The sequence below is a fragment of the Actinomadura sp. 6N118 genome (assembly GCF_044326415.1).
GTDB lineage: Bacteria > Actinomycetota > Actinomycetes > Streptosporangiales > Streptosporangiaceae > Spirillospora.
The window spans coordinates 701419-721474 of the sequence record NZ_JBIRAZ010000002.1 but is presented as its reverse complement, the minus strand read 5'-3'; the positions used below and the strand labels follow the sequence as shown (position 1 = coordinate 721474).

Sequence of the window (20056 nt, the reverse complement as noted above, 5' to 3'; positions counted from 1 at the left end):
CAAGCATGCCCGCAGAACGCATGCTCCCCACCCCGGAAGCCGAAGATCTCATCGAGCTGACCCGCGAGCTCTGCCGCAAGGAACTGGCGCCGCGCGCCGCCCCGGCGGAGGAGACCGGCACCTTTCCCCGCGACATCTTCCGGCTGCTCGGCCGGAGCGGCCTGCTCGGCCTGCCCTATCCCGAGGATCAGGGCGGCGGCGGGCAGCCGTTCGAGGTCTACCTGCAGGTGCTGGAGGAGATCGCGTCGGTCTGGGCGTCGGTCGCCGTCGGCGTGAGCGTGCACTCACTGGCCTGCTTCCCGCTGGCGAACTACGGCACCGACGAGCAGCGCAAGCAGCTGCCCGAGCTGCTCGGCGGCGAGTTGCTGGGCGGGTACGCGCTGTCGGAGGCGCACGCGGGCTCGGACGCCGGAGCGCTCAGCACCCGGGCGCTCGCCGTGGACGACCACTACCTGGTCAGCGGCACCAAGACCTGGATCACGCACGGCGGAGAGGCCGACTTCTACGTGCTGTTCGCCCGTACGTCCGACGAGGGCGGCCGCGGCATCAGCTGCTTCCTCATCGAAGGGCGGATGCCCGGGCTGACCTTCGGGCCGCCGGAGCGCAAGATGGGCCTCACCGGCTCGACGACGACTCAGCTGCATTTCGACAACGTGCGCGTCCCGGCCGAGTGGCGGCTCGCCGACGAGGGCCAGGGGTTCCCGATCGCGCTGGCCGCGCTCGACTCCGGGCGGCTCGGCATCGCCGCCTGCGCGGTCGGGCTGGCGCAGGGCGCGCTGGACCACGCGGTCGCCTACGCCACCGAGCGCGAGCAGTTCGGCCGCCCGATCATCGCGAACCAGGGGCTGGCGTTCCTGCTGGCCGACATGGCGGCCGCCGTGGAGTCCGCCCGGGCCACCTATCTCGACGCCGCCCGGCGCAAGGACCGCGGGCTCCCGTTCGGGCGCCAGGCGTCCATCGCCAAGCTGGTCGCCACGGACGCCGCGATGAAGGTGACGATCGACGCGGTCCAGGTGCTCGGGGGCTACGGCTACACCCGCGACTTCCCGGTGGAGCGTTACATGCGCGAGGCCAAGGTCATGCAGATCTTCGAGGGCACCAACCAGATCCAGCGCATGGTCATCGGCCGTCACCTCGCCAAGGACGCCGCGAAATGACCGACGCCTCGAAATGACCACCGACGCCTCTAAATGACCTTGGTGGGTAGGGGTGGTCGACAGCCGAGTGGTCAGCGGCCGAAGGGGCCTGGCGGGGGCATCTGGGGATAACCGCCGCCCGGCGGGGCAGCACCCGGCGGGCCGGCAGTCGGGGGGCCCGCGGTCGGCGGGCGCTGCGCCCAGGCGCGGCGCTTGGAGTTGCGGCGCCGCAGCGGGATCACGATCGCGGCGATGACCCCGAGGCCGCCCAGGAAGAGCCCGCCGAGGAGGGCGAACCCCAGGTAGCCGTCGACCGTGTCGTCGGGCGTCACCAGCAGCTCGCCGGTGGCGCCCCGGCACGTCAGCCGCGCCTTGCCGGTCAGCGGCGCCTCGAAGGTCGCCACGTACCGGTACGAGGGATAATCCGTCGCGCTCCAGGAGTTCTTCTTGGTCAGCTGGATCGAGTCCGGAGAGCCTCCGTTGGCGGGGGTGATCGAGCAGGCCGCCGGCCCGGCGGCGTTGCCGCGGACGTAGACGAAGTACGGGTGGCCCTGGTGGAGGTCGACCGTCAGGCCGTTCACCGGATCACCGCGCACCTTGGGGCCCGAGGCGATCTGGGTCTCCTCCCATTTGCCGATGAGCAGGGTGGTGAAACCCACCACCGAGCCCAAGATCAGCACGATCGGGAGCAGATACCACGCCGCGTGCGGCCGGATGGGCGCGGCGGGCGTCCAGGCCCGCCCCTGCGGCGGCATCATCGGCGCGTTCGGTCCGGCCCACATGCTCGTTCTCCCCCGCTGCTCAACCCTCTGAGCGCCACGATGTCAGAGAAAACGACCGCCCGCCAGACAACGTTTCACCAGGATGGACCGGCGGTCCGGAACATTCTCCGAGTCTCCCCGGGATGCCGTCAGGCGGCCCGAACGGCTACCGTTACCAAGTAGTAGCACCCGACCTGGCCGACAGAGACCCGTTCACCCACCCCGCCGGGCTCGTACGGCGCTCTGGAGACAGCATGGCCCTGAGGGACCACCTCCCCGCCTCGCCGATCAGACTCCCCCGCCCGCGTGGCCTGCCCCGCTACACGGTCCACCGCGACATTCCCGTCGTCATGCCCGACGGCGCGACCCTGCTCGCCGACCGCTTCGTGCCGACCGGCGTGCGGCGGCCACCACCCACGATCCTGGTCCGTACACCGTACGGGCGGCGCGGCCCGGCCTCGGTCATCAACGGCCTGCCGCTCGTGCCGTTCGGCTTCCAGCTGGTCGTGCAGAGCGTGCGCGGCACGTTCGGATCCGAGGGCGAGTTCGACCCGCTCACCAACGAACGGGAGGACGGCCTCGCCACGGTGCGATGGCTGAAGGACCAAAACTGGTTCAACGGCTCGTTCGCCACGTACGGGCCGAGCTATCTCGGCTATACGGCCTGGGCGTCGGCCGCCGACTCCGGGCCCGAGCTGAAGGCGATGGCACTGCAGATCACCACCTCGTCGATCTTGGACGCGGCGTACGTGGGCGGCTCGTTCGCGCTGGAGTCGGCGCTCACCTGGAGCGACCTCACCGCGCGGCAGCAGACACCCCTCGGCATGCTCACCGCGCCGCTGACCTCGCGGCGCCGGGTGCTGAGGGCGGCCCGCAGCGGCCGGGCGCCGGTGGAGCTGGACCTGCTGACGGGCGGCTCGCCGCTGCGCTTCTACCGCGACCTGCTGGCCGGGCACGGCCGCGAGCCAGGCTCGGACTTCTGGCTCAAGCGTGACTTCAGCGGCACGGTCGGTGAGGTCACCGCGCCCGTCACGCTGATGGGCGGGTGGTACGACATCTTCCTGCCGTGGCAGATCAAGGACTATCTGGCGCTGCGGGCGGCCGGGAACCACCCGTACCTCACCATCGGCCCCTGGTGGCACACCGACGCCCGGCATGGGCTGGTCGCGTTCCGCGAGGCGCTGGCCTGGTTCCGTGCGCATCTGCGAGGCGACTTCTCCGGCCTGCGCGCCAACCCCGTCCGGGTGTACGTCACGGGGGCGCGGGAGTGGCGCGACTACCGGGACTGGCCGCCGCCCGGCATGGCTCAGCGGCGGTGGCATCTGCACTCCGGCGGCGGGCTCAGCGAGGACGGACCGCAGGAGCGGCCGGGTAGCACCTACCGCTTCGACCCGGCGCGGCCGACGCCCGCGCTCGGCGGCCCCACGTTGCTGGGCAGCTCCAAGCCCGTCGACAACAGGCCGCTGGAGAAGCGTCCCGACGTCCTGGTCTTCACTTCCCCAGAGCTCACCGAGGACCTGGACGTGATCGGCCCGGTGGGCGCCGACCTGTTCGTCCGGTCGAGCCGCGAGCACACCGACTTCATCGTGCGGTTGTGCGACGTCGCGCCCGACGGCACCTCACTGAACGTGTGCGAGGGCGGGCTCAGGCTCGATCCCGCCCGGCCGGTGGCGGACAAGCCGGTCGGCACCGAGGGGGTTCGGCGGATCGCGGTCGACCTGTGGCCGACGGGGCACCGGTTCCGGCGCGGCCACCGCGTCCGCGTGCACGTGACCAGCGGCGCCTATCCCAAGGTCGCCGCCAACCCGGGCACCGGCGGGCCGCTGGACGGGGTCGGCGAGTTCCTCCCCGCCGACCAGGAGCTCTTCCATGAGCCCGACCATCCGTCGGCGATCCTGCTGCCCGTGGTCGAGCGGTCGCCCGAGGCGGCCATCCCCGACCCCGCCGCCGACATCGACGCCGAGGTGGCCTGACGGAAAAATGAGATGCCGTCCACATGGCCCCCACCTACGATCGGCGTTCTGGGGAGGCCATGGGACACATCGACGTGAGCGGAGTGACGTTCGTCCTGCCGGACGGGCGGCTGCTCCTCAATGAGGTGTCGTTCCGGGTCGGCGAGGGCGTCAAGGCGGCGCTGGTCGGCCCGAACGGCGCAGGCAAGACCACGCTGCTCCGCCTGATCGCCGGAGAGATCACGCCGGTCGAGGGCGGTGTGGCCTCGTCCGGCGGGCTGGGCGTGCTGCGCCAGTTCGTCGCGGGCGACCGGACGCTCCGGGAGCTTCTCCTCGCCGTCGCGCCTGAACGGGTGCGCGTCACCGCGGGCGCGCTGGAGCGGGCGGAGGCGGCGCTGGGCGAGGACGAGGCGAGCCAGCTCGCGTACGCCCAGGCCATCACCGATTTCACCGACGCGGGCGGTTACGAGCTCGAGGTCGTCTGGGACGCGTGCGCCACCTCGGCCCTGGGTCTCACATACGACGCCGTCCGTGACCGCAAGGCGGGCACGCTCTCGGGCGGCGAGCAGAAACGGCTGATGCTGGAGGCACTGCTGCGCGGGCCCGACCAGGTGCTCCTCCTGGACGAGCCGGACAACTACTTGGACGTGCCGGGCAAGGAGTGGCTGGAAGAGCAGCTCCGGGCCACGTCCAAGACCGTCCTGCTGATCTCGCACGACCGCCAGCTCCTCGCCAACGCCGCAGACCGCATCGTCACGGTGGAGAATCGTACGGTCTGGGTGCACGGCGGCGGCTTCGCCACGTACGCCCAGGCCCGGCAAGACCGCGCCGCGCGGCTCGACGAGCTGCGGCGCCGGTGGGACGAGGAGCACGCGAAGCTGAAACGCCTCGTCAGCATGCTGCGGCAGAAGGCCAGCACCAATGACTCGATGTCATCCGCCTACCACGCCGCGGTGACCCGGCTGAAGCGCTTCGAGGAAGCCGGGCCGCCGGAATCCCCTCCCAAGGAACAGAACATCCGGATGCGCCTGCGTGGCGGACGCACCGGCAAGCGCGCAGTGATCTGCGAGGGGCTTGAGCTGACCGGGCTGATGCGGCCGTTCGACCTGGAGGTCTGGTACGGGGAACGCATCGCGGTGCTGGGCTCCAACGGCTCGGGGAAGTCGATGTTCCTCAAGCTCCTCGCCGGCCGGCCCGTTCCGCACACGGGTGTCGCGCGACTCGGAGCCCGTGTCGTCGCCGGGCATTTCGTCCAGACGCACACTCGCCCGGACCTGCACGGCCGCACGCCGGACGAGATCGTCATGACCGAGAACGCGCTGACCCTCAACGAGGCCATGCGGGCGCTCGCGCGCTACGAGCTGGCACCCACCCGCCGCCAGCCGTTCGAGACGCTCTCCGGCGGCCAGCAGGCGCGGCTGCAGATCCTCCTGCTGGAGCTGTCCGGCTGCACGCTGCTGCTCCTGGACGAGCCGACCGACAACCTCGACCTGGCCAGCGCCGAGGCGCTCCAGGACGGCCTGAGCGGCTTCGCCGGGACCGTCCTGGCGGTGACGCACGACCGCTGGTTCGCCGCCGACTTCGACCGCTACCTGGTCTTCCGCGGCGACGGCCGGGTCCACGAGTCCGACGAGCCCAGTTGGCACGAACCCAGGGTCGACCGCCCCCGCGCGTGATCGTTCCCGCGCTTGACCTCAACCGCGGTTGAGGAAACAGGATCAGTTGCATGAGCCTGAACGAGAACGAACTCGCCTACCTCAAGAGCCAGCCGCTGGCCCGGCTCGCCACCGTCGGCACCAAGGGCGACCCGCAGAACAACCCCGTCGGAGTCAGCTACAACGCCCAGACCGGGACGATCGACATCTACGGCTACAACCTGGGCGCGACCCGCAAGTTTCGCAATGTCCAGGGGAACGACCAGGTCGCGCTGGTCGTGGACGATCTCGTCTCCACCGACCCCTGGGAGGTACGGGGCCTGGAGATCCGCGGCCGTGCCGAGGCGATCAGCGGGATCACCCCGCCCGCGCCCTATTTCAGCGGCGAGGTCATCCGGATCCACCCGCGGACGGTGTTCTCATGGGGCGTCGAGCCCGGCACCGAAGGCATGATCAAGCGGACGGTCGGCTGACCCGGCGCGCGATCGCCCGGGCGTAGCGGGCGGCCGAGCCCGGTGCGTGCTGCAGGAAGAGCGCGGGCTCGGCCAGCTCCAACTCCAGGACGACGGGCGCGCCGTCCGGCCCGGGAACGAGGTCCACGCGGGCGTAGAGCAGGTCGCCGGGAACGGCGGCGAGCGCCCGCTCCGCGACCGCGAGCTGCTCGGGCGTCGCCTCGGCAGCGGTGATGTCGCCGCCGTTGGGGGCGTCCAGCAGCCCGGCGCCGACCTTGAGGATCGGCGCCTTGCGGGCGGCATGGCTGAACTCGCGGTCGCAGAAGAGCAGCGCGGTCTCACCCGCGGTGTCGATCGCGGACAGATAGGGCTGGATCATGACCGTGCGGCCCGCCTCGCGCAGTGACCGCAGATGGGCGCGCGCCTTGTCCTCCTCGCCCGCGCGCCAGCGGGCGGTGTCGCGCGACCCCGCGGAGACGGCCGGCTTGATGACGTACTCGGGCCAGTCGGCGGGGACGTCATCCAGGTCCCAGCGGGTCGGGACGACCGGCACCCCAGCCTCGTCGAGATCCCTGAGATAACGCTTGTCGGTGTTCCAGCGCAGCACCCCGGGGGGATTGAGGAGGCGCGGGACCCGGTCGGCCCAGGCGAGGAACTCGTCGAGGCGGGCGGTGTAGTCCCAGGTCGTACGGACGACGACGAGGTCGTAGGAGCCCCAGTCGGCATCGGGGTCGTCCCAGCTCACCACCTCGGCACCAAGGCCCTCGGCGGTGAGCGCCGCGGACAGCTCCCGGACGTCGTCGTTGCCGTCGGGCATGCCGGAGAAGGTCGCCAAGGCGACATTGGCTTGCAGAGTCATGCGGTGGAACCTCGGGGGGAGAGAGTCGTTCAGCGTACGGGGTGACCGGACGCCCGGAGGGCGTCCTTGACCTGGGAGATCTTCAGATCGCCGAAGTGGAAGACGCTCGCGGCCAGGACGGCGTCCGCGCCGGCGTCGACGGCGGGGGTGAAGTGCTCCAGCGCGCCCGCGCCGCCGCTGGCGATCACGGGCACCGAGACGGCCGCCCGGACCTGGCGCAACATCTCCAGGTCGAAGCCGTTCTTGGTGCCGTCGGCGTCCATGGAGTTGAGAAGGATCTCGCCGACCCCCAGCTCCTCGCCGCGGCGCGCCCACTCGATGGCGTCGATGCCGGTGCCCTTGCGGCCGCCGTGCGTGGTCACCTCGTAGCCGGATTCGGTGGTGGTGTCGCCTGTCACGCGGCGCGCGTCGACCGACAGGACGATGCACTGGGAGCCGAAGCGGTGCGCGGCCTCACGGAGGAACTCCGGGCGCGCGATCGCAGCGGTGTTGACCGACACCTTGTCGGCCCCGGCGCGCAGCAGCCTGTCCACGTCGTCCACGGCGCGGATGCCGCCGCCGACCGTGAGCGGGATGAAGACCTGCTCGGCGGTGCGGCGCACCACGTCGTAGGTGGTGGCCCGGTCGCCGCTGGAGGCGGTGATGTCGAGGAACGTGAGCTCGTCGGCGCCCTCGGCGTCGTAGCGGCGCGCGAGCTCGACCGGGTCGCCTGCGTCGCGCAGGTTCTGGAAGTTGATGCCCTTGACGACGCGCCCGGCGTCCACGTCCAGGCACGGGATCACACGTACGGCGACGGTCATGGGGCCTCCTTGACGGCCTGCAGGGCCTCTTCGAGCGTGAACGCCTGGGCGTAGAGGGCCTTGCCGACGATCGCGCCCTCCACGCCGGCCGGCACCAGCGCCGCCAGCTCGCGCAGGTCGTCGAGCGAGGAGACGCCGCCGGAGGCGATGACCGGCTTGTCGGTGCGCGAGCACACCTCGCGGAGCAGCTCGCTGTTGGGGCCGCGCAGCGTGCCGTCCTTGGTCACGTCGGTGACGACGTAGCGCGGGCAGCCGTCGTCCTCCAGCCGGGCGAGCACCTCCCAGAGGTCGCCGCCCTCGCGCGTCCAGCCGCGGGCGGCCAGGGTCGTGCCGCGCACATCGAGCCCCACCGCGATCTTGTCGCCGAACTCGGCGATGATCTTGCGGCACCAGCCAGGGTCCTCCAGCGCGGCCGTGCCGATGTTGACCCGGGTGCAGCCGGTCGCCAGGGCCGCCTCCAGCGAGGCGTCGTCGCGGATGCCGCCGGACAGCTCCACCTTGACGTCCAGCCGCCCGGTGACCTCGGCGAGCAGCTCGCGGTTGGAGCCGCGCCCGAACGCGGCGTCCAGGTCGACCAGATGGATCCACTCCGCACCCGCGCTCTGCCAGGCCAGCGCGGCGTCGAGCGGCGCCCCGTAGGAGGTCTCGGTGCCGGCCTCGCCCTGGACCAGGCGGACCGCCTGGCCGTCGGCGACGTCGACCGCGGGAAGGAGTTCGAGAGTCATGGGCAAACCTTATCTGCGCAGTTGGGCGGCGTTATCGGCGGCGATCGAAGGCGAGGGTCACAAAGACCGGGACGAGGAAGACCGACAGGGCGAAGAGGGCGAGCCGGGCACCCCAGGTGGCCAGCACGAACCAGCCGACCACCTGGACGGCGAGGAAGAGCCCGAAGACCGCGCGGTTTTGGATCCGGCGCTTGCGGGCGAGCTCGCCGCCCTGCCGCCGGACGCGTACGGGACGCGGGACCATGGCCGCGAGCCGCCGGCGCCGTTCGCGGCGCCTGGCCTCCTTGGCCTGCCGTTCAGCGTGGTCGGCGGCGGCCTTGGCCGCCGCGGCCTCCCGTTCGGCCCGTCGTTTCGCCCGCTCTCTACTCATGACTCATGGCTCGCTGTCGCCCGTCGCGCGCTCACTCGACCGTGGAAAGCCAGTTCTTGAGGAGCTCCGCGCCCGCGTCCCCCGACTTCTCCGGGTGGAACTGGGTGGCGCAGAGCGCCCCGTTCTCCACGGCGGCGACGAACCGGTCGCCGTGCTCGGCCCAGGTGACGAGCGGCGGCTTGAGGTGGCCCATCGGGTCGGGCTGCAACTCCCAGCGGCGGACGCCGTAGGAGTGCACGAAGTAGAACCGGGTGCCGGCGTCCAGGCCCTTGAAGAGCACCGTTTGGTCGGGCGCGTCCACCGTGTTCCACCCCATGTGGGGCACGACGGGCGCCTCCAGGCGTTCCACCGTGCCGGGCCACTCGGCGCAGCCCTCGGTGGTCACGCCGTGCTCGACGCCCTTGGCGAAGAGGATCTGCATGCCGACGCAGATGCCGAGGACCGGGCGGCCACCGGAGAGACGACGGCCGATGATCTGCTCGCCGCGGACGGACCTCAGGCCGGTCATGCAGGCGGAGAACGCGCCCACGCCGGGCACGATGAGGCCGTCGGCCTCGACTGCGGCGTCCCAGTCGGGGGTCACGGTGACGTCCACGCCGTGCCTGGCGACGGCGCGTTCGGCCGACCGCAGGTTGCCCGAGCCGTAGTCCAGGATGACGATCTTCTTGCTCACAACCACATCACTCCCCCGGCGGCCACGAGTGCGGCCAGCGCCAGGACGATCAGGGCGGCGATCTTGAGGCCCTGCTTGATGAAGCTGATCACACCCATCAGCAGGAAGACCGCGAGGCCGAACAGCAGGACGTTGGCGTAGGTGAAGTCGAGTTCGCCGATCTTCACGGCTACAGGGCCCCCTTGGTCGAGGGGATCCCGTGCACCTTGGGGTCGAACGCCACGGCGTCGCGGAGCGCCCGGGCGAGGGCCTTGAACTGGCACTCCACGATGTGGTGCGCGTTGCGGCCGTAGGGGACGTGGACGTGCAGGCAGATCTGCGCGTTGGCCACGAACGACTCGAGAATGTGCCGGGTCATCGTGGTGTCGTACTCCGGGCCGATCATCGGGGCCATGCCCTCGGGCTCGGTGTGCACCAGGTAGGGGCGGCCCGCGATGTCCACGGTCACCTGCGCGAGCGACTCGTCCAGCGGCACCGAGGCGTTGGCGAAGCGGCGGATCCCCGCCTTGTCGCCGAGCGCCTGGCGGAACGCCTGCCCGAGCGCGATCGCGGTGTCCTCGATGGTGTGGTGGCTGTCGATGTAGAGGTCGCCGGTGGTCTTCACGGTCAGGTCGAACGACCCGTGCTTGCCGAGCTGGGCCAGCATGTGGTCGTAGAAGCCGACGCCGGTCGCGACGTCGACCGCACCGGTCCCGTCCAGATCGATCTCGACGAGGACCTCGGTCTCCTTGGTCCCGCGCTGAACACGGCCCTTGCGCGTCACAGACTCTCCTTCAAAGCGGTTCGGAAGGCCGCCATCTCCTCCGGGGTGCCGACGCTCACGCGCAGCCACTCGGGCGGTCCCACCTCGCGGATCAGCACGCCCCGGTCGAGCATTGACTGCCAGACCCTCCGCCGGTCCGCGAACCGGCCGAACAGGACGAAGTTGGCATCGGAATCGGCCACCTGGTGGCCTTCGGCCCGCAACCACGCGACCAGGTCGTCGCGTTGGCTGCGGAGCGCGTCGACCGAGCCGAGCAGCTCGGCCCCGTGGGCCACGGCGGTGCGCGCCACGGCCTGGGTGACGGCCGACAGGTGGTACGGCAGCCGGACCAGCAGCAGCGCGTCGATCACGGCGGGGTCGGCGGCCAGGTAGCCCAGCCGGGTGCCCGCCATGGCGAACGCCTTGGACATGGTCCGGGTGACGATCAGCCGCGGGTTGCGGGGCAGCAGCGTCAGCGCGGACGGCACGCCCGCCCGCCGGAACTCGGCGTACGCCTCGTCCACCACGACCATGCCGGTCGTCACGTTCAGGACGGCCTCGATGGTGGAGAAGGGCAGCGCGGTGCCGGTCGGGTTGTTGGGAGAGGTGAGGAAGACCACGTCGGGCCGGTGTTCCTCGACCGCCGCGACGGCGCGTTCGGCCTCCAGGCCGAAGTCCTCGTCCCGATGCGCGTTGATCCACGTCGTGCCCGACACGCTCGTGATGATCGGGTGCATCGAGTACGAGGGTTCGAAGCCCAGCGCCGTGCGGCCGAAGCCCCCGAACGCCTGCAGGATCTGCTGGATGATCTCGTTGGACCCGTTGGCCGCCCAGACCTGGCGCCAGGCCAGGCCGGCACCCGGCGTGTCGCGGTTGAGGAACGCCGACAGGTCGGAGCGGAGCGCCACGGCGTCGCGGTCGGGGTAGCGGTTGAGCGACCCTGCCACGTCCGTGACGGCCTCGCCGATGGCCTTCACCAGGGCCTCGGACGGGGGGTAGGGGTTCTCGTTGGTGTTGAGCGCGTACGGGACGTCGAGCTGGGGTGCCCCGTAGGGCTCCCGGCCCCTCAGGTCGTCGCGGATCGGGAGATCGTTCAATGACGTCACGTAGGGATCTCCCAGTCGAAGCGGGCCTTGAGGGCGGCGCCGTGCGCGGGCAAGTCCTCGGCCTCGGCGAGTGCGACCACCCGGGCCGTGGCTTCGGCGAGGGCGGGCTCGTCGTATTCGACGACGTGGATGCCGCGCAGGAAGGTCTGCACGGACAGCCCGGACGAGTGGCAGGCGCAGCCGCCGGTGGGCAGCACGTGGTTGGATCCCGCGAGGTAGTCGCCGAGCGACACGGGGGCGTGCGCGCCGATGAAGATCGCACCGGCGTTGCGCACCCGGGCGGCCACCTCGCGGGCACCGGCGGTCTGGATCTCCAGGTGCTCGGCCGCGTACGCGTCGACGACCTTCAGACCGTCCTCCAGATCGTCGACCAGCACAATGCCGGACTGGCGCCCGGCCAGCGCCTCGGTGATGCGCTCGGTGTGCTTGGTGCGGGCCACCTGGGCGGCGAGCTCGGCCTCGACCGCGCCGGCCAGCTCGGCCGAGTCGGTGACCAGCACGGCGGCGGCCAGCGTGTCGTGCTCGGCCTGGCTGATCAGGTCGGCGGCGACGTGCACCGGGTCGGCGGTGGCGTCGGCGAGGACGGCGATCTCGGTCGGGCCGGCCTCGGAGTCGATGCCGATCACGCCCTTGAGGAGGCGCTTGGCGGCCGCCACCCAGATGTTGCCGGGGCCGGTGACCATGTCGACGCGCGGGCACTCCTCGGTGCCGTAGGCGAACATCGCGACCGCCTGCGCGCCGCCCGCCGCGTACACCTCGTCCACCCCGAGCAGCGCGCAGGCCGCCAGGATCGCCGGGTGGGGCAGGCCGCCGAACTCCTGCTGACCGGGTGAGGTCACCGCGAGCGAGCGCACCCCGGCCTCCTGCGCCGGGACGACGTTCATGACCACGCTGGACGGGTAGACGGCCCGGCCGCCCGGCACGTACAGACCCACGCGGCCGACCGGCACCCAGCGTTCGGTGACGGTGCCGCCGGGGACGACCTGGGTGGTGGTGTCGGTGCGGCGCTGGTCGCGGTGGACGATCCGGGTCCGGCGGATAGCCTCTTCGAGCGCGTCGCGCACGGCCGGGTCGAGCCCGGCGAGCGCCTCGCCGATCATGTGGACCGGGACGCGGGTGCTCGCCTGCTCGACGCCGTCGAAGGCCTTGTTGTATTCCCGTACCGCCTCGGCTCCCCTATGGCGCACGTCCTCGCAGATCGGCCGCACCTTCACCAGGGCGGCCTCGACGTCGAGTTCGGCGCGGGGCAGCACGGAGCGCGGGTCCTCGGGGAGTGACCCGCGCAGGTCAATACGGGAAATCACCAGCCCAGTCTACGTAGTGCACACTGTCGCCCGCGCAACGTCTCACTTGCCGAGACGCTATGCACAGCAGAAGATCGTCAAGCTTTGAACTCGCCGTCCAGGACGGTCACCGCTCGGCCTCTCAGCTCGACCCGGTCGCCGCGCAGGGTGACACCGACCTGCCCGCCGCGCTCGGAGGCCTGGAATCCGACGAGGCGATCACGGCCGAGCTCCGCTCCCCAGTACGGGCCGAGCGCGCAGTGGGCGGAGCCCGTCACGGGGTCCTCACCGTCGCCGAGCAGGACCCTGGCCCCGAAGAACCGGGACACGAAGTCGTACCCCTGTCCCGGGTCGGCGGTGGCCGTGACGATGATCCCGCGGGCGTCCATCCGGCCGAGGGCCGCGATGTCCGGGGCCAGCTTGCGCACCGCCTCCTCGTCGGCGACCAGCACGAGCAGGTCGTTCTGCGAGTTGCGGCCCGTCCAGAAGGGCGTCGTGCCGAGCGCCTCGCCCAGGTCGTCCGGCGCCTCGGTCTCGGCGGGCGGGCACGCGGGGAAGTCCATCAGCAGACCGCCGTCCTCCACACGGGTCACCGTGAGGACGCCCGAACGGAGCGTGCGGAAGCGGATCGGCTGATCGGCGGGGGCCACTCCGGTCTCGTAGAGGGCGTGGGCGCTGGCCAGCGTGGCGTGGCCGCACAGGGCGACCTCGACCACCGGGGTGAACCAGCGCAGTTCGAACTCGGCGTCCGGAGCATCGATCGGGCGGACGAACGCGGTCTCGGAGTGCTTCATCTCTGCCGCGACGCGCTGCATCCAGTCGCTCCCTGCCTCTGAAGTGCGCTGGGCAGCCTGGTCGAGCAGGCAGACGCCTGCGGGGTTCCCGGCGAACGGGCGGTCGGTGAAAGCGTCGACGACGAGCATCCTCATGTCCCCGACGCTAACCGGCACCGCTCGCCAGGAGAACGGCCAATCCACCCGGATTGGCCTGTACGTATCGAGGGGGACGCATCGATGGGGACGCAGCGACGGGACGCGGCGGTCACGGTGATCGCACAGCTTCAGACTGTGATAAATCCGGCATGCAACGATCGTTGAATCCGGAAGTACTCTGGCGCCGTGGGCGGATCCCCAGGGCCGCCCCCGAAGCGAGTTGGTGAAGACCGTGACCGAACGGCTTCCGTTGTTCCCACTGGGCACAGTGCTCTATCCGGGCCTTGTGCTGCCCCTGCACCTGTTCGAGGACCGCTACCGCCTGCTGGTCCACGACCTGCTCGAACGACCCGAGCCGCGGTACTTCGGGGTCGTCGGCATCGAGCTGGGCCACGAGGTGGGCGAGGACGCGGCCCGCCGCCTGGCCGGGGTGGGCTGCGCGGCCGAGTTGCACACCGTGACGCCGCACGAGGACGGCCGGTTCGACATCGTGACGGTCGGCAGCCGCAGATTCACGCTCAAGGAGCTCGACCGCTCCCGCCCCTACCTGCGCGGGGACGTGGAGTTCCTGCCGGAGGAGGCCGGCGCCGATCCCGAGCCGGTCGCCCGCCGCGTCCGGCTGCTGTTCCAGCTGTACCGGCACCGCCTGGCCAAAGCGGGCGCCGAGATGGCCGAGCCGCTCGACCTGCCCGAGGATCCCGTGCGCCTCTCGTACCTGATCGCCGCCGCCGTGGTCCTGGACGGCCACGAGAAGCAGCGCCTCCTGCAGGCCGAGGACGCCACTGTCCGCCTCCAGCTGGAGCGCGACCTCCTCGAGCGCGAGAACCGCCTGCTCGACAAGCTCCCCACGGTCCCCGCGGGCCAGTTCCTGGACGGCTCGTTCAACCCGAACTAGCGCTAGCGGGCCAGGGGCGGGCCGATATTCGGCACACTGAGCGCCATGAGTTCAGCGAAGGCGAAGTCTGCGAAGGGCAAGGGTGCGAGCAAAGGCGGCGGTAAGGGCACGCCGGCGACGGTGGCGGCGACCAAGGCGAAGGTCGGGTTCAGCCTGCACACGTACGAGGTGGATCCGAGCACCGAGCTGTCGTACGGCGAGGCCGCGGCCGACGCGCTGGGCATCCCGCGCGAGCGGCTGTTCAAGACGCTCGTGGCCGAGGTCGACGGCGAGCTCACCGTCGGTGTCGTGCCTGTATCGGCCACCCTCGACCTGAAGGCGCTCGCCGCGGCGGCCGGTGGTAAGAAGGCCCAGCTGGCCGACTCTCAGGACGCCGAACGCGCCACCGGCTACGTCGTGGGCGGCATCAGCCCGCTGGGGCAGCGCAAGCGGCTGCCGATCGTGATCGACGAGACGGCGTCAGGGTTCGCGACGGTCTACGTCTCCGCCGGGCGCCGTGGCCTGCAGATCGAGCTCGCCCCGGCCGATCTCCTCCGGCTCACCGGCGGCCGCCTTGCCGCGATCGCCCGCGGGTAGGCGCTTCACGAACAGCTCCAGTGCGCCGTACGTACCCACGGCCAGGATCGGCCAGAAGGTCACGATGCCGGTGGCGCGGAGCTCGGCGACCCCCTTGACCGTCGCGCCGTCCTTGGCCGCGCGCACCGCGTCCTCGTAGCGGGCCAGGCCGATCTGGTGCCCGGTCTTCCAGGCGATGACGGCCGCTGCGATGCCGCCCACGGCGAGACCCAGCACGAGCGGGATGTCGTTGCCGCGTCCCCCGGCCAGATAGGCGAGGGCACCGCAGCCGATTCCGGCCACCATGACGATCAGCGCGAACCGGCCGTCCATGCCGACCGGCCCCTGGCCCTCGGGGTCGGCGAACAGGGGTTCGCCCTGGATGACGACGTATTCGACCGTCGGAACGATCTTCGCCCACAGCAGCCCGGCCAGCGGCCCGAGGACCGTGACGACGATCGTCGCGACCGCCCAGGTTCGCAAGGCCTTCCCGGTCGGTCCCCGCACCTCGTACGCTCCTAGGTGAACACAGTCGCCACACGTCCTCTGACAGCGAAAGCCTAACTCCCCCTGGTCAGCTGATCGACAACCGCATGGTGTCTGATTCCCGCCCGCGCACGACTCATTCCCTGGGATAATGTCCCCGATATGTCCGGATTCAGTCCAGCGTTCGAACGCCTCGGCGCCGCCCTCGCCGCAGTCGTCCTGCAGCAGCAGGAGACCCTCGCGGAGTTCCTGCCGCGCGAGGACTGGAGTGCTGACCTGACCGCGCGCACCTACACCAGCGGCGGCGTCACCGTCCGGGTGTCACTGCTCGGCAGCTACGCCGCCAACGAGCGCACCTGGCTCTGGGGCTGGGCCAACCCGCAGTTCGGCGACGCCCATCCGGCGGTGGCCCCCACCCTGGCCATCCGCACCCTCGGCGAGCGCCTCGGCATCCCGGAGTTCACAACCCCCGAGATCGACCTCAGCTGGTACGAGGGGCCCGCGGGGCACGGCGGCGAGCTGATCGCGATGGCGGCGGGCGGCGTGCTGGGCGGCGGCGGTTACATCGGCGCGGGATATGACGGCGGCTCCGCCTACCTCCACGTGGACGACCCACAGGCTCCGCCCGCCATCTGGGATCCCGTGCCCGTCCCCCGGTTGATCTCCAACGCGGTCAGCCTCTTCCCCCGCGAGCCCCGGCTGACTCTCGCCCGCCTGCTGAGCCACCACACGATCCCCTACCGCGAGTCCGAGGGGCAGACCGAGGTGTTGCTCCCCGGCGGCGGCAAGGCCCACGCCCAGTTCGACGGCCTGGGCCGCCTCGTCCACTGGGACGCGGAGCTCAGCCCCGCGAGCCTCTGACCAGTAGGCCTACTGACCTCCCGGCCGGGTGATACAAAGCGGCCGGGTCGGCCAGAGATTGAAGGGCTCAGAGGTTGAAGCAGGAGGGGCCCAGGAGTTGCTTGAGGTCGCCCATGAGGGCGGGTGAGGGCGCCACGCGGAGCTTGTCGTCCAGGCGGACGACGGTGGTGCGCGGGCCGTTCTGCAGGTGCAGGTGGACCTCGGACGCGCCCGGGTGGGCGTTCAGGACCTCCTTGAGGCTCGCGACGATCGGCGGGGTGCACCGGCCGATCGGGAGCGTGACCGAGAGGGGGCCGTGGGCGTCCGCGATGGTGAGGTCGGGCTGCGTGACCTCCATCGCGATGATCTTGGCGACGTCCTCGCGGCGGTCGATGCGGCCCTTGACCACCAGGACGGCGTCCTCGGCGAGGAGCGTCGAGCACAGCTGGTAGCTGGAGGGGAAGCACATGACCTCGATGGAGCCGCCCAGGTCCTCCAGCTGGAACATGGCCCAGGAGTTGCCCTGCTTGGTGACCTTGCGCTGCAGGCCGGACAGGAGGCCCGCGACCGTCACCACCTGGCCGTCCGGGCCGTCGCCTTCGTTGATGGCGGCGATGGAACGGTCGGCCTCGCGCTCCAGGATGTGCTCGATGCCGAGGAGCGGGTGGTCGGAGACGTAGAGGCCGAGCATCTCGCGTTCGAAGGCGAGGAGGGTGGTCTTGTCCCACTCCTCGGACTCGGGGATGGCGACGGTGAACGCGGCCTGGCCGTCGTCCTCTTCGAGGGCGCCGAAGAGGGAGTCCTGGCCGATGGCCTCCTTGCGCTTGATGTCGATGACCGAGTCGATGGCCGGCTCGTGCACCATGAGGATCGCCTTGCGCTGGTGGCCGAGTTCGTCGAAGGCACCGGCCTTGATGAGCGACTCGACGACGCGCTTGTTGCAGACGATCGGCGGGACCTTGTTGAGGAAGTCGTTGAAGTCGGTGTAGGCGCCCTTCTCCTTGCGGGCTGCCACGATGCCTTCGACGACGTTGGTGCCGACGTTGCGGACGGCGGAGAGGCCGAAGCGGATCTCGGTGTCGCCCATGGGCGTGAAGTCCGCGTCGGAGGTGTTGACGTCCGGCGGCAGGACCTTGATGCCCATGCGGCGGCACTCGTTGAGGTAGAGCGCGCTCTTGTCCTTGTCGTCGCCGACCGAGGTGAGCAGGGCGGCCATGTATTCGGCCTGGTAGTTGGCCTTGAGGTAGGCGGTCCAGTACGAGACCAGGCCGTAGCCCGCGGTGTGCGCCTTGTTGAACGCGTAGTCGGAGAACGGCAGCAGGATGTCCCAGAGGGCCTTGATGGCGGCGGCCGAGAAGTCGTTGTCCTGCATGCCCTTTTCGAAGAACTCGAACTGCTTGTCCAGCTCGGACTTCTTCTTCTTGCCCATCGCGCGGCGGAGCAGGTCGGCGCTGCCGAGTGAGTAGCCCGCGACCTTCTGCGCGATGGCCATGACCTGCTCCTGGTAAATGATCAGGCCGTGGGTCGTGCCGAGGATCTCCTTGAGCGGCTCTTCGAGCTCGGGGTGGATCGGGGTGATCTCCTGCTGGCCGTTCTTGCGCAGGGCGTAGTTGGTGTGCGAGTTGGCGCCCATCGGGCCGGGCCGGTAGAGCGCGAGCGCCGCGGAGATGTCTTCGAAGTTGTCGGGTTTCATCAGCCGGAGCAGCGAGCGCATGCCGCCGCCGTCCAGCTGGAAGATGCCGAGCGTGTCGCCGCGGGCCAGCAGCTCGTAGGCCTTGCGGTTGTCGAGCGGGAGCTTGAGCAGGTCGAGCTTCTCGCCCTTGTTGGCCTCGATGTAGCGCAGCGCGTCCTGCATGATCGTCAGGTTGCGCAGGCCCAGGAAGTCCATCTTGAGCAGGCCGAGCGTCTCGCAGGTCGGGTAGTCGAACTGCGTGATGATCGCGCCGTCCGCGTCCCGGCGCATGATCGGGATGTGGTCGGTGAGCGGCTCGGCGGACATGATGACGCCGGCGGCGTGCACGCCGGTCTGGCGGATCAGGCCCTCCAGGCCCTGGGCCAGATCCATGATCTGCTTGACGTCGGGCTCTTCCTCGTACAGCCTGCGCAGCTCGCCGGCCTCGCCGTAGCGCGGGTGCTTGTCGTCGAAGATGCCCGAGAGCGGGATGTCCTTGCCCATGACGGCGGGCGGGAACGCCTTGGAGATGCGGTCGCCCAGCGCGTAGGGGAAGCCGAGGACGCGGCCCGCGTCCTTGACGGCGGCCTTCGCCTTGATGGTGCCGAACGTGGCGATCATGGCGACCTTGTCGGCGCCCCACTTCTCCGTCGTGTAGCGGATGGCCTCCGCCCGCCCGGCTTCGTCGAAGTCGACGTCGATGTCGGGCATGGACACACGTTCGGGATTGAGGAACCGCTCGAAGATCAGCCCGTGCGGGATGGGGTCGAGGTCGGTGATGCCCATCGCGTAGGCGACCAGCGAGCCGGCCGCCGAGCCGCGGCCCGGTCCCACGGCGATGCCGTTCTGCTTGGACCACATGATGAAGTCGGCGACGACCAGGAAGTAGGAGGGGAACCCCATCTTGCAGATGATGTCCATCTCGTACTCGGCCTGCTTTTTGTGCTCCTCGTCGTAGCCGTCGGGGAAGCGCCAGTCCATCCCCTTCCAGACTTCCTTGCGGAACCAGCTCTCCTCGGTCTCGCCCTCGGGGACCGGGAACTTGGGCATGAGGTTGTGGTACTCGAACATGCCCTCGGGGTTGACCCGCTCCGCGATGAGAAGCGTGTTGCGGCAGCCCTCGGCCCAGATGTCGGACGAGTCGATCCCCCGCATCTCGTCGGCGGTCTTGATGTAGTAGCCGCTGCCGTCGAACCGGAACCGGTCGGGGTCGGCGAGCTGCTTGCCGACCTGGACGCACAGGAGCGCGTCGTGCGCGGTGGCCTCGGACTCGTGTGTGTAATGCGAGTCGTTGGTGACCACCGGCGGGATGCCGAGCTTTTTGCCGATGTCGATGAGGCCCTGGCGGACGCGGCGCTCGATCTCCAAGCCGTGGTCCATCAGCTCAAGGAAGTAGTTTTCCTTGCCGAAGATGTCTTGGAACGTGGCGGCGGCCTTGAGCGCCTCGTCGAACTGCCCGAGGCGCAGCCGTGTCTGGATCTTGCCGGACGGGCAGCCCGTCGTGGCCATGACGCCCTCGGAGTGCTCGGCGAGGAGCTCCTCGTCCATCCGCGCGTACTTGAACACGAAGCCCTCGGTGAACCCGCGGCTGGAGAGCTTGAAGAGGTTGTGCAGGCCGGTCTTGTCACGCGCCCAGAGCGTCTTGTGGTTGATGAGGCCGCCACCGGAGACGTCGTCGCGCTTCTGGCTGGGCTCGCCCCACTGGACCTTCTTCTTGTGGAAGCGGGACTCAGGGGCCATGTAGCTCTCGATACCGATGATCGGAGTGATCCCGGCGGCGGTGGCCTGCCTGTGGAAGTCGTAGGCGCCGTGCATGTTGCCGTGGTCGGTCATCGCGATCGCGGGCATGCCCTGGCGGCTGACCTCCTCGAACATCTGCTTGAGCCGGGCGGCACCGTCCAGCATGGAGTACTCGGTGTGTACGTGTAGGTGTACGAACGAGTCCGCCATGCTCTGTGCGCCTCCTAGTTGTGCCCTGCTGGTCAAGCCGTGCCGAAACCCGCGCCGGTCAGGCCATGGCTCCGCGCACGTGCGGTCGGCACGTGTCTGCGACATGCGGGCCCGGGGGAAGATCGCCACCCCGGAACGAGCCCGGGGCGACGCGGCTCTGAGAGCCTAACCCTCCCCACCGACAGCCCGCGCCCCGACACTCCGGATGCCCG

General features: G+C 70.4%; 20 protein-coding genes. 7 read left to right on the top strand and 13 right to left on the bottom strand.

Features of this window, described 5'->3' with window-relative positions; all coding sequences use genetic code 11:
* Positions 1-5: 5 nt before the first annotated feature.
* Positions 6-1157, top strand: a complete 1152-nt coding sequence (locus tag ACH34W_RS07175; RefSeq protein WP_395959905.1) for an acyl-CoA dehydrogenase family protein — start codon at positions 6-8, stop codon at positions 1155-1157.
* 71 nt (positions 1158-1228) lie between these two features.
* On the opposite strand, the gene ACH34W_RS07170 is transcribed toward ACH34W_RS07175, so the two are convergent.
* Positions 1229-1918 carry a hypothetical protein gene (locus tag ACH34W_RS07170; RefSeq protein ID WP_395959904.1) on the bottom strand — a complete coding sequence of 230 codons (690 nt, stop codon included), beginning with the start codon at positions 1916-1918 and terminating at the stop codon, positions 1229-1231.
* 122 nt (positions 1919-2040) lie between these two features.
* On the opposite strand from ACH34W_RS07170, the gene ACH34W_RS07165 reads away from it, so the two are divergent.
* From ACH34W_RS07165 to ACH34W_RS07155, 3 genes are read left to right on the top strand one after another with little or no spacing between them, the layout of a single operon-like run.
* A complete protein-coding gene (locus ACH34W_RS07165; RefSeq protein ID WP_395959903.1) occupies positions 2041-3870 on the top strand; it encodes a CocE/NonD family hydrolase in 1830 nt (609 codons plus the stop codon).
* Positions 3871-3929: 59 nt separating this feature from the next.
* Positions 3930-5525, top strand: a complete 1596-nt coding sequence (locus ACH34W_RS07160) for an ABC-F family ATP-binding cassette domain-containing protein (protein ID WP_395959902.1) — start codon at positions 3930-3932, stop codon at positions 5523-5525.
* A 50-nt stretch (positions 5526-5575) separates the two neighbouring features.
* Entirely contained in the window at positions 5576-5977 is a 402-nt protein-coding gene (locus tag ACH34W_RS07155) for a PPOX class F420-dependent oxidoreductase (RefSeq protein ID WP_395959901.1), read from the top strand.
* Here the strand turns inward: ACH34W_RS07155 and ACH34W_RS07150 are convergent.
* From ACH34W_RS07150 to ACH34W_RS07105, 10 genes are all read right to left on the bottom strand, one after another.
* On the bottom strand, positions 5958-6815 hold the full coding sequence (locus ACH34W_RS07150; RefSeq protein WP_395959900.1) for a RimK family alpha-L-glutamate ligase: 858 nt from the start codon (positions 6813-6815) through the stop codon (positions 5958-5960). The genes ACH34W_RS07155 and ACH34W_RS07150 overlap by 20 nt on opposite strands.
* A gap of 29 nt (positions 6816-6844) precedes the next feature.
* Positions 6845-7615, bottom strand: a complete 771-nt coding sequence (hisF, locus tag ACH34W_RS07145) for an imidazole glycerol phosphate synthase subunit HisF (protein WP_395959899.1) — start codon at positions 7613-7615, stop codon at positions 6845-6847.
* Complete coding sequence (gene priA / locus ACH34W_RS07140) at positions 7612-8346, bottom strand: bifunctional 1-(5-phosphoribosyl)-5-((5-phosphoribosylamino)methylideneamino)imidazole-4-carboxamide isomerase/phosphoribosylanthranilate isomerase PriA (protein WP_395959898.1); 735 nt, start codon at positions 8344-8346, stop codon at positions 7612-7614. Before priA ends, hisF begins: the two co-directional genes overlap by 4 nt.
* 25 nt (positions 8347-8371) lie before the next feature.
* On the bottom strand, positions 8372-8710 hold the full coding sequence (locus ACH34W_RS07135; RefSeq protein ID WP_395959897.1) for a hypothetical protein: 339 nt from the start codon (positions 8708-8710) through the stop codon (positions 8372-8374).
* Positions 8711-8741: 31 nt separating this feature from the next.
* Positions 8742-9383, bottom strand: coding sequence for an imidazole glycerol phosphate synthase subunit HisH (gene hisH, locus ACH34W_RS07130; protein WP_395959896.1), 642 nt, complete (start codon positions 9381-9383; stop codon positions 8742-8744).
* On the bottom strand, positions 9380-9550 hold the full coding sequence (locus tag ACH34W_RS07125) for a hypothetical protein (RefSeq protein WP_395959895.1): 171 nt from the start codon (positions 9548-9550) through the stop codon (positions 9380-9382). Before ACH34W_RS07125 ends, hisH begins: the two co-directional genes overlap by 4 nt.
* Positions 9551-9552: 2 nt before the next feature.
* A complete protein-coding gene (hisB, locus tag ACH34W_RS07120) occupies positions 9553-10146 on the bottom strand; it encodes an imidazoleglycerol-phosphate dehydratase HisB (RefSeq protein ID WP_395959894.1) in 594 nt (197 codons plus the stop codon).
* A complete protein-coding gene (locus tag ACH34W_RS07115; RefSeq protein WP_395959893.1) occupies positions 10143-11231 on the bottom strand; it encodes a histidinol-phosphate transaminase in 1089 nt (362 codons plus the stop codon). Before ACH34W_RS07115 ends, hisB begins: the two co-directional genes overlap by 4 nt.
* Positions 11228-12535 carry a histidinol dehydrogenase gene (hisD, locus tag ACH34W_RS07110; RefSeq protein ID WP_395959892.1) on the bottom strand — a complete coding sequence of 436 codons (1308 nt, stop codon included), beginning with the start codon at positions 12533-12535 and terminating at the stop codon, positions 11228-11230. The genes ACH34W_RS07115 and hisD overlap by 4 nt, the downstream gene beginning before the upstream one ends.
* A gap of 77 nt (positions 12536-12612) precedes the next feature.
* Positions 12613-13443, bottom strand: coding sequence for a PhzF family phenazine biosynthesis protein (locus ACH34W_RS07105; protein ID WP_395959891.1), 831 nt, complete (start codon positions 13441-13443; stop codon positions 12613-12615).
* 235 nt (positions 13444-13678) lie between these two features.
* On the opposite strand from ACH34W_RS07105, the gene ACH34W_RS07100 reads away from it, so the two are divergent.
* Together ACH34W_RS07100 and ybaK are read left to right on the top strand one after the other, a co-directional pair.
* Positions 13679-14341, top strand: a complete 663-nt coding sequence (locus ACH34W_RS07100; protein WP_395959890.1) for an LON peptidase substrate-binding domain-containing protein — start codon at positions 13679-13681, stop codon at positions 14339-14341.
* Between the two features lie 45 nt (positions 14342-14386).
* The gene (gene ybaK / locus ACH34W_RS07095; protein WP_395959889.1) at positions 14387-14917 is read left to right on the top strand and encodes a Cys-tRNA(Pro) deacylase; all 531 of its coding nucleotides are present in this window, start codon (positions 14387-14389) and stop codon (positions 14915-14917) included.
* On the opposite strand, the gene ACH34W_RS07090 is transcribed toward ybaK, so the two are convergent.
* Positions 14801-15403 carry a hypothetical protein gene (locus ACH34W_RS07090; RefSeq protein WP_395959888.1) on the bottom strand — a complete coding sequence of 201 codons (603 nt, stop codon included), beginning with the start codon at positions 15401-15403 and terminating at the stop codon, positions 14801-14803. The two genes, ybaK and ACH34W_RS07090, sit on opposite strands and share 117 nt — an antisense overlap.
* 141 nt (positions 15404-15544) lie before the next feature.
* Between ACH34W_RS07090 and ACH34W_RS07085 the strand changes: the two genes are divergently transcribed.
* Complete coding sequence (locus tag ACH34W_RS07085; protein ID WP_395959887.1) at positions 15545-16243, top strand: DUF6882 domain-containing protein; 699 nt, start codon at positions 15545-15547, stop codon at positions 16241-16243.
* Positions 16244-16310: 67 nt separating this feature from the next.
* Here the strand turns inward: ACH34W_RS07085 and dnaE are convergent, their stop codons facing one another.
* Entirely contained in the window at positions 16311-19844 is a 3534-nt protein-coding gene (gene dnaE / locus ACH34W_RS07080; RefSeq protein ID WP_395959886.1) for a DNA polymerase III subunit alpha, read from the bottom strand.
* Between the last annotated feature and the right edge of the window lie 212 nt (positions 19845-20056).

Coding starts and splice junctions, on each gene's coding strand:
- ACH34W_RS07175 (WP_395959905.1), top strand. CDS start 6: ATGCCCGCAGAACGCATGCTCCCCACCCCGGAAGCCGAAGATCTCATC.
- ACH34W_RS07170 (WP_395959904.1), bottom strand. CDS start 1,918: ATGTGGGCCGGACCGAACGCGCCGATGATGCCGCCGCAGGGGCGGGCC.
- ACH34W_RS07165 (WP_395959903.1), top strand. CDS start 2,041: ATGCCGTCAGGCGGCCCGAACGGCTACCGTTACCAAGTAGTAGCACCC.
- ACH34W_RS07160 (WP_395959902.1), top strand. CDS start 3,930: ATGGGACACATCGACGTGAGCGGAGTGACGTTCGTCCTGCCGGACGGG.
- ACH34W_RS07155 (WP_395959901.1), top strand. CDS start 5,576: ATGAGCCTGAACGAGAACGAACTCGCCTACCTCAAGAGCCAGCCGCTG.
- ACH34W_RS07150 (WP_395959900.1), bottom strand. CDS start 6,815: ATGACTCTGCAAGCCAATGTCGCCTTGGCGACCTTCTCCGGCATGCCC.
- hisF (WP_395959899.1), bottom strand. CDS start 7,615: ATGACCGTCGCCGTACGTGTGATCCCGTGCCTGGACGTGGACGCCGGG.
- ACH34W_RS07135 (WP_395959897.1), bottom strand. CDS start 8,710: ATGAGTAGAGAGCGGGCGAAACGACGGGCCGAACGGGAGGCCGCGGCG.
- ACH34W_RS07105 (WP_395959891.1), bottom strand. CDS start 13,443: ATGAGGATGCTCGTCGTCGACGCTTTCACCGACCGCCCGTTCGCCGGG.
- ybaK (WP_395959889.1), top strand. CDS start 14,387: ATGAGTTCAGCGAAGGCGAAGTCTGCGAAGGGCAAGGGTGCGAGCAAA.
- ACH34W_RS07085 (WP_395959887.1), top strand. CDS start 15,545: ATGTCCGGATTCAGTCCAGCGTTCGAACGCCTCGGCGCCGCCCTCGCC.
- dnaE (WP_395959886.1), bottom strand. CDS start 19,844: ATGGCGGACTCGTTCGTACACCTACACGTACACACCGAGTACTCCATG.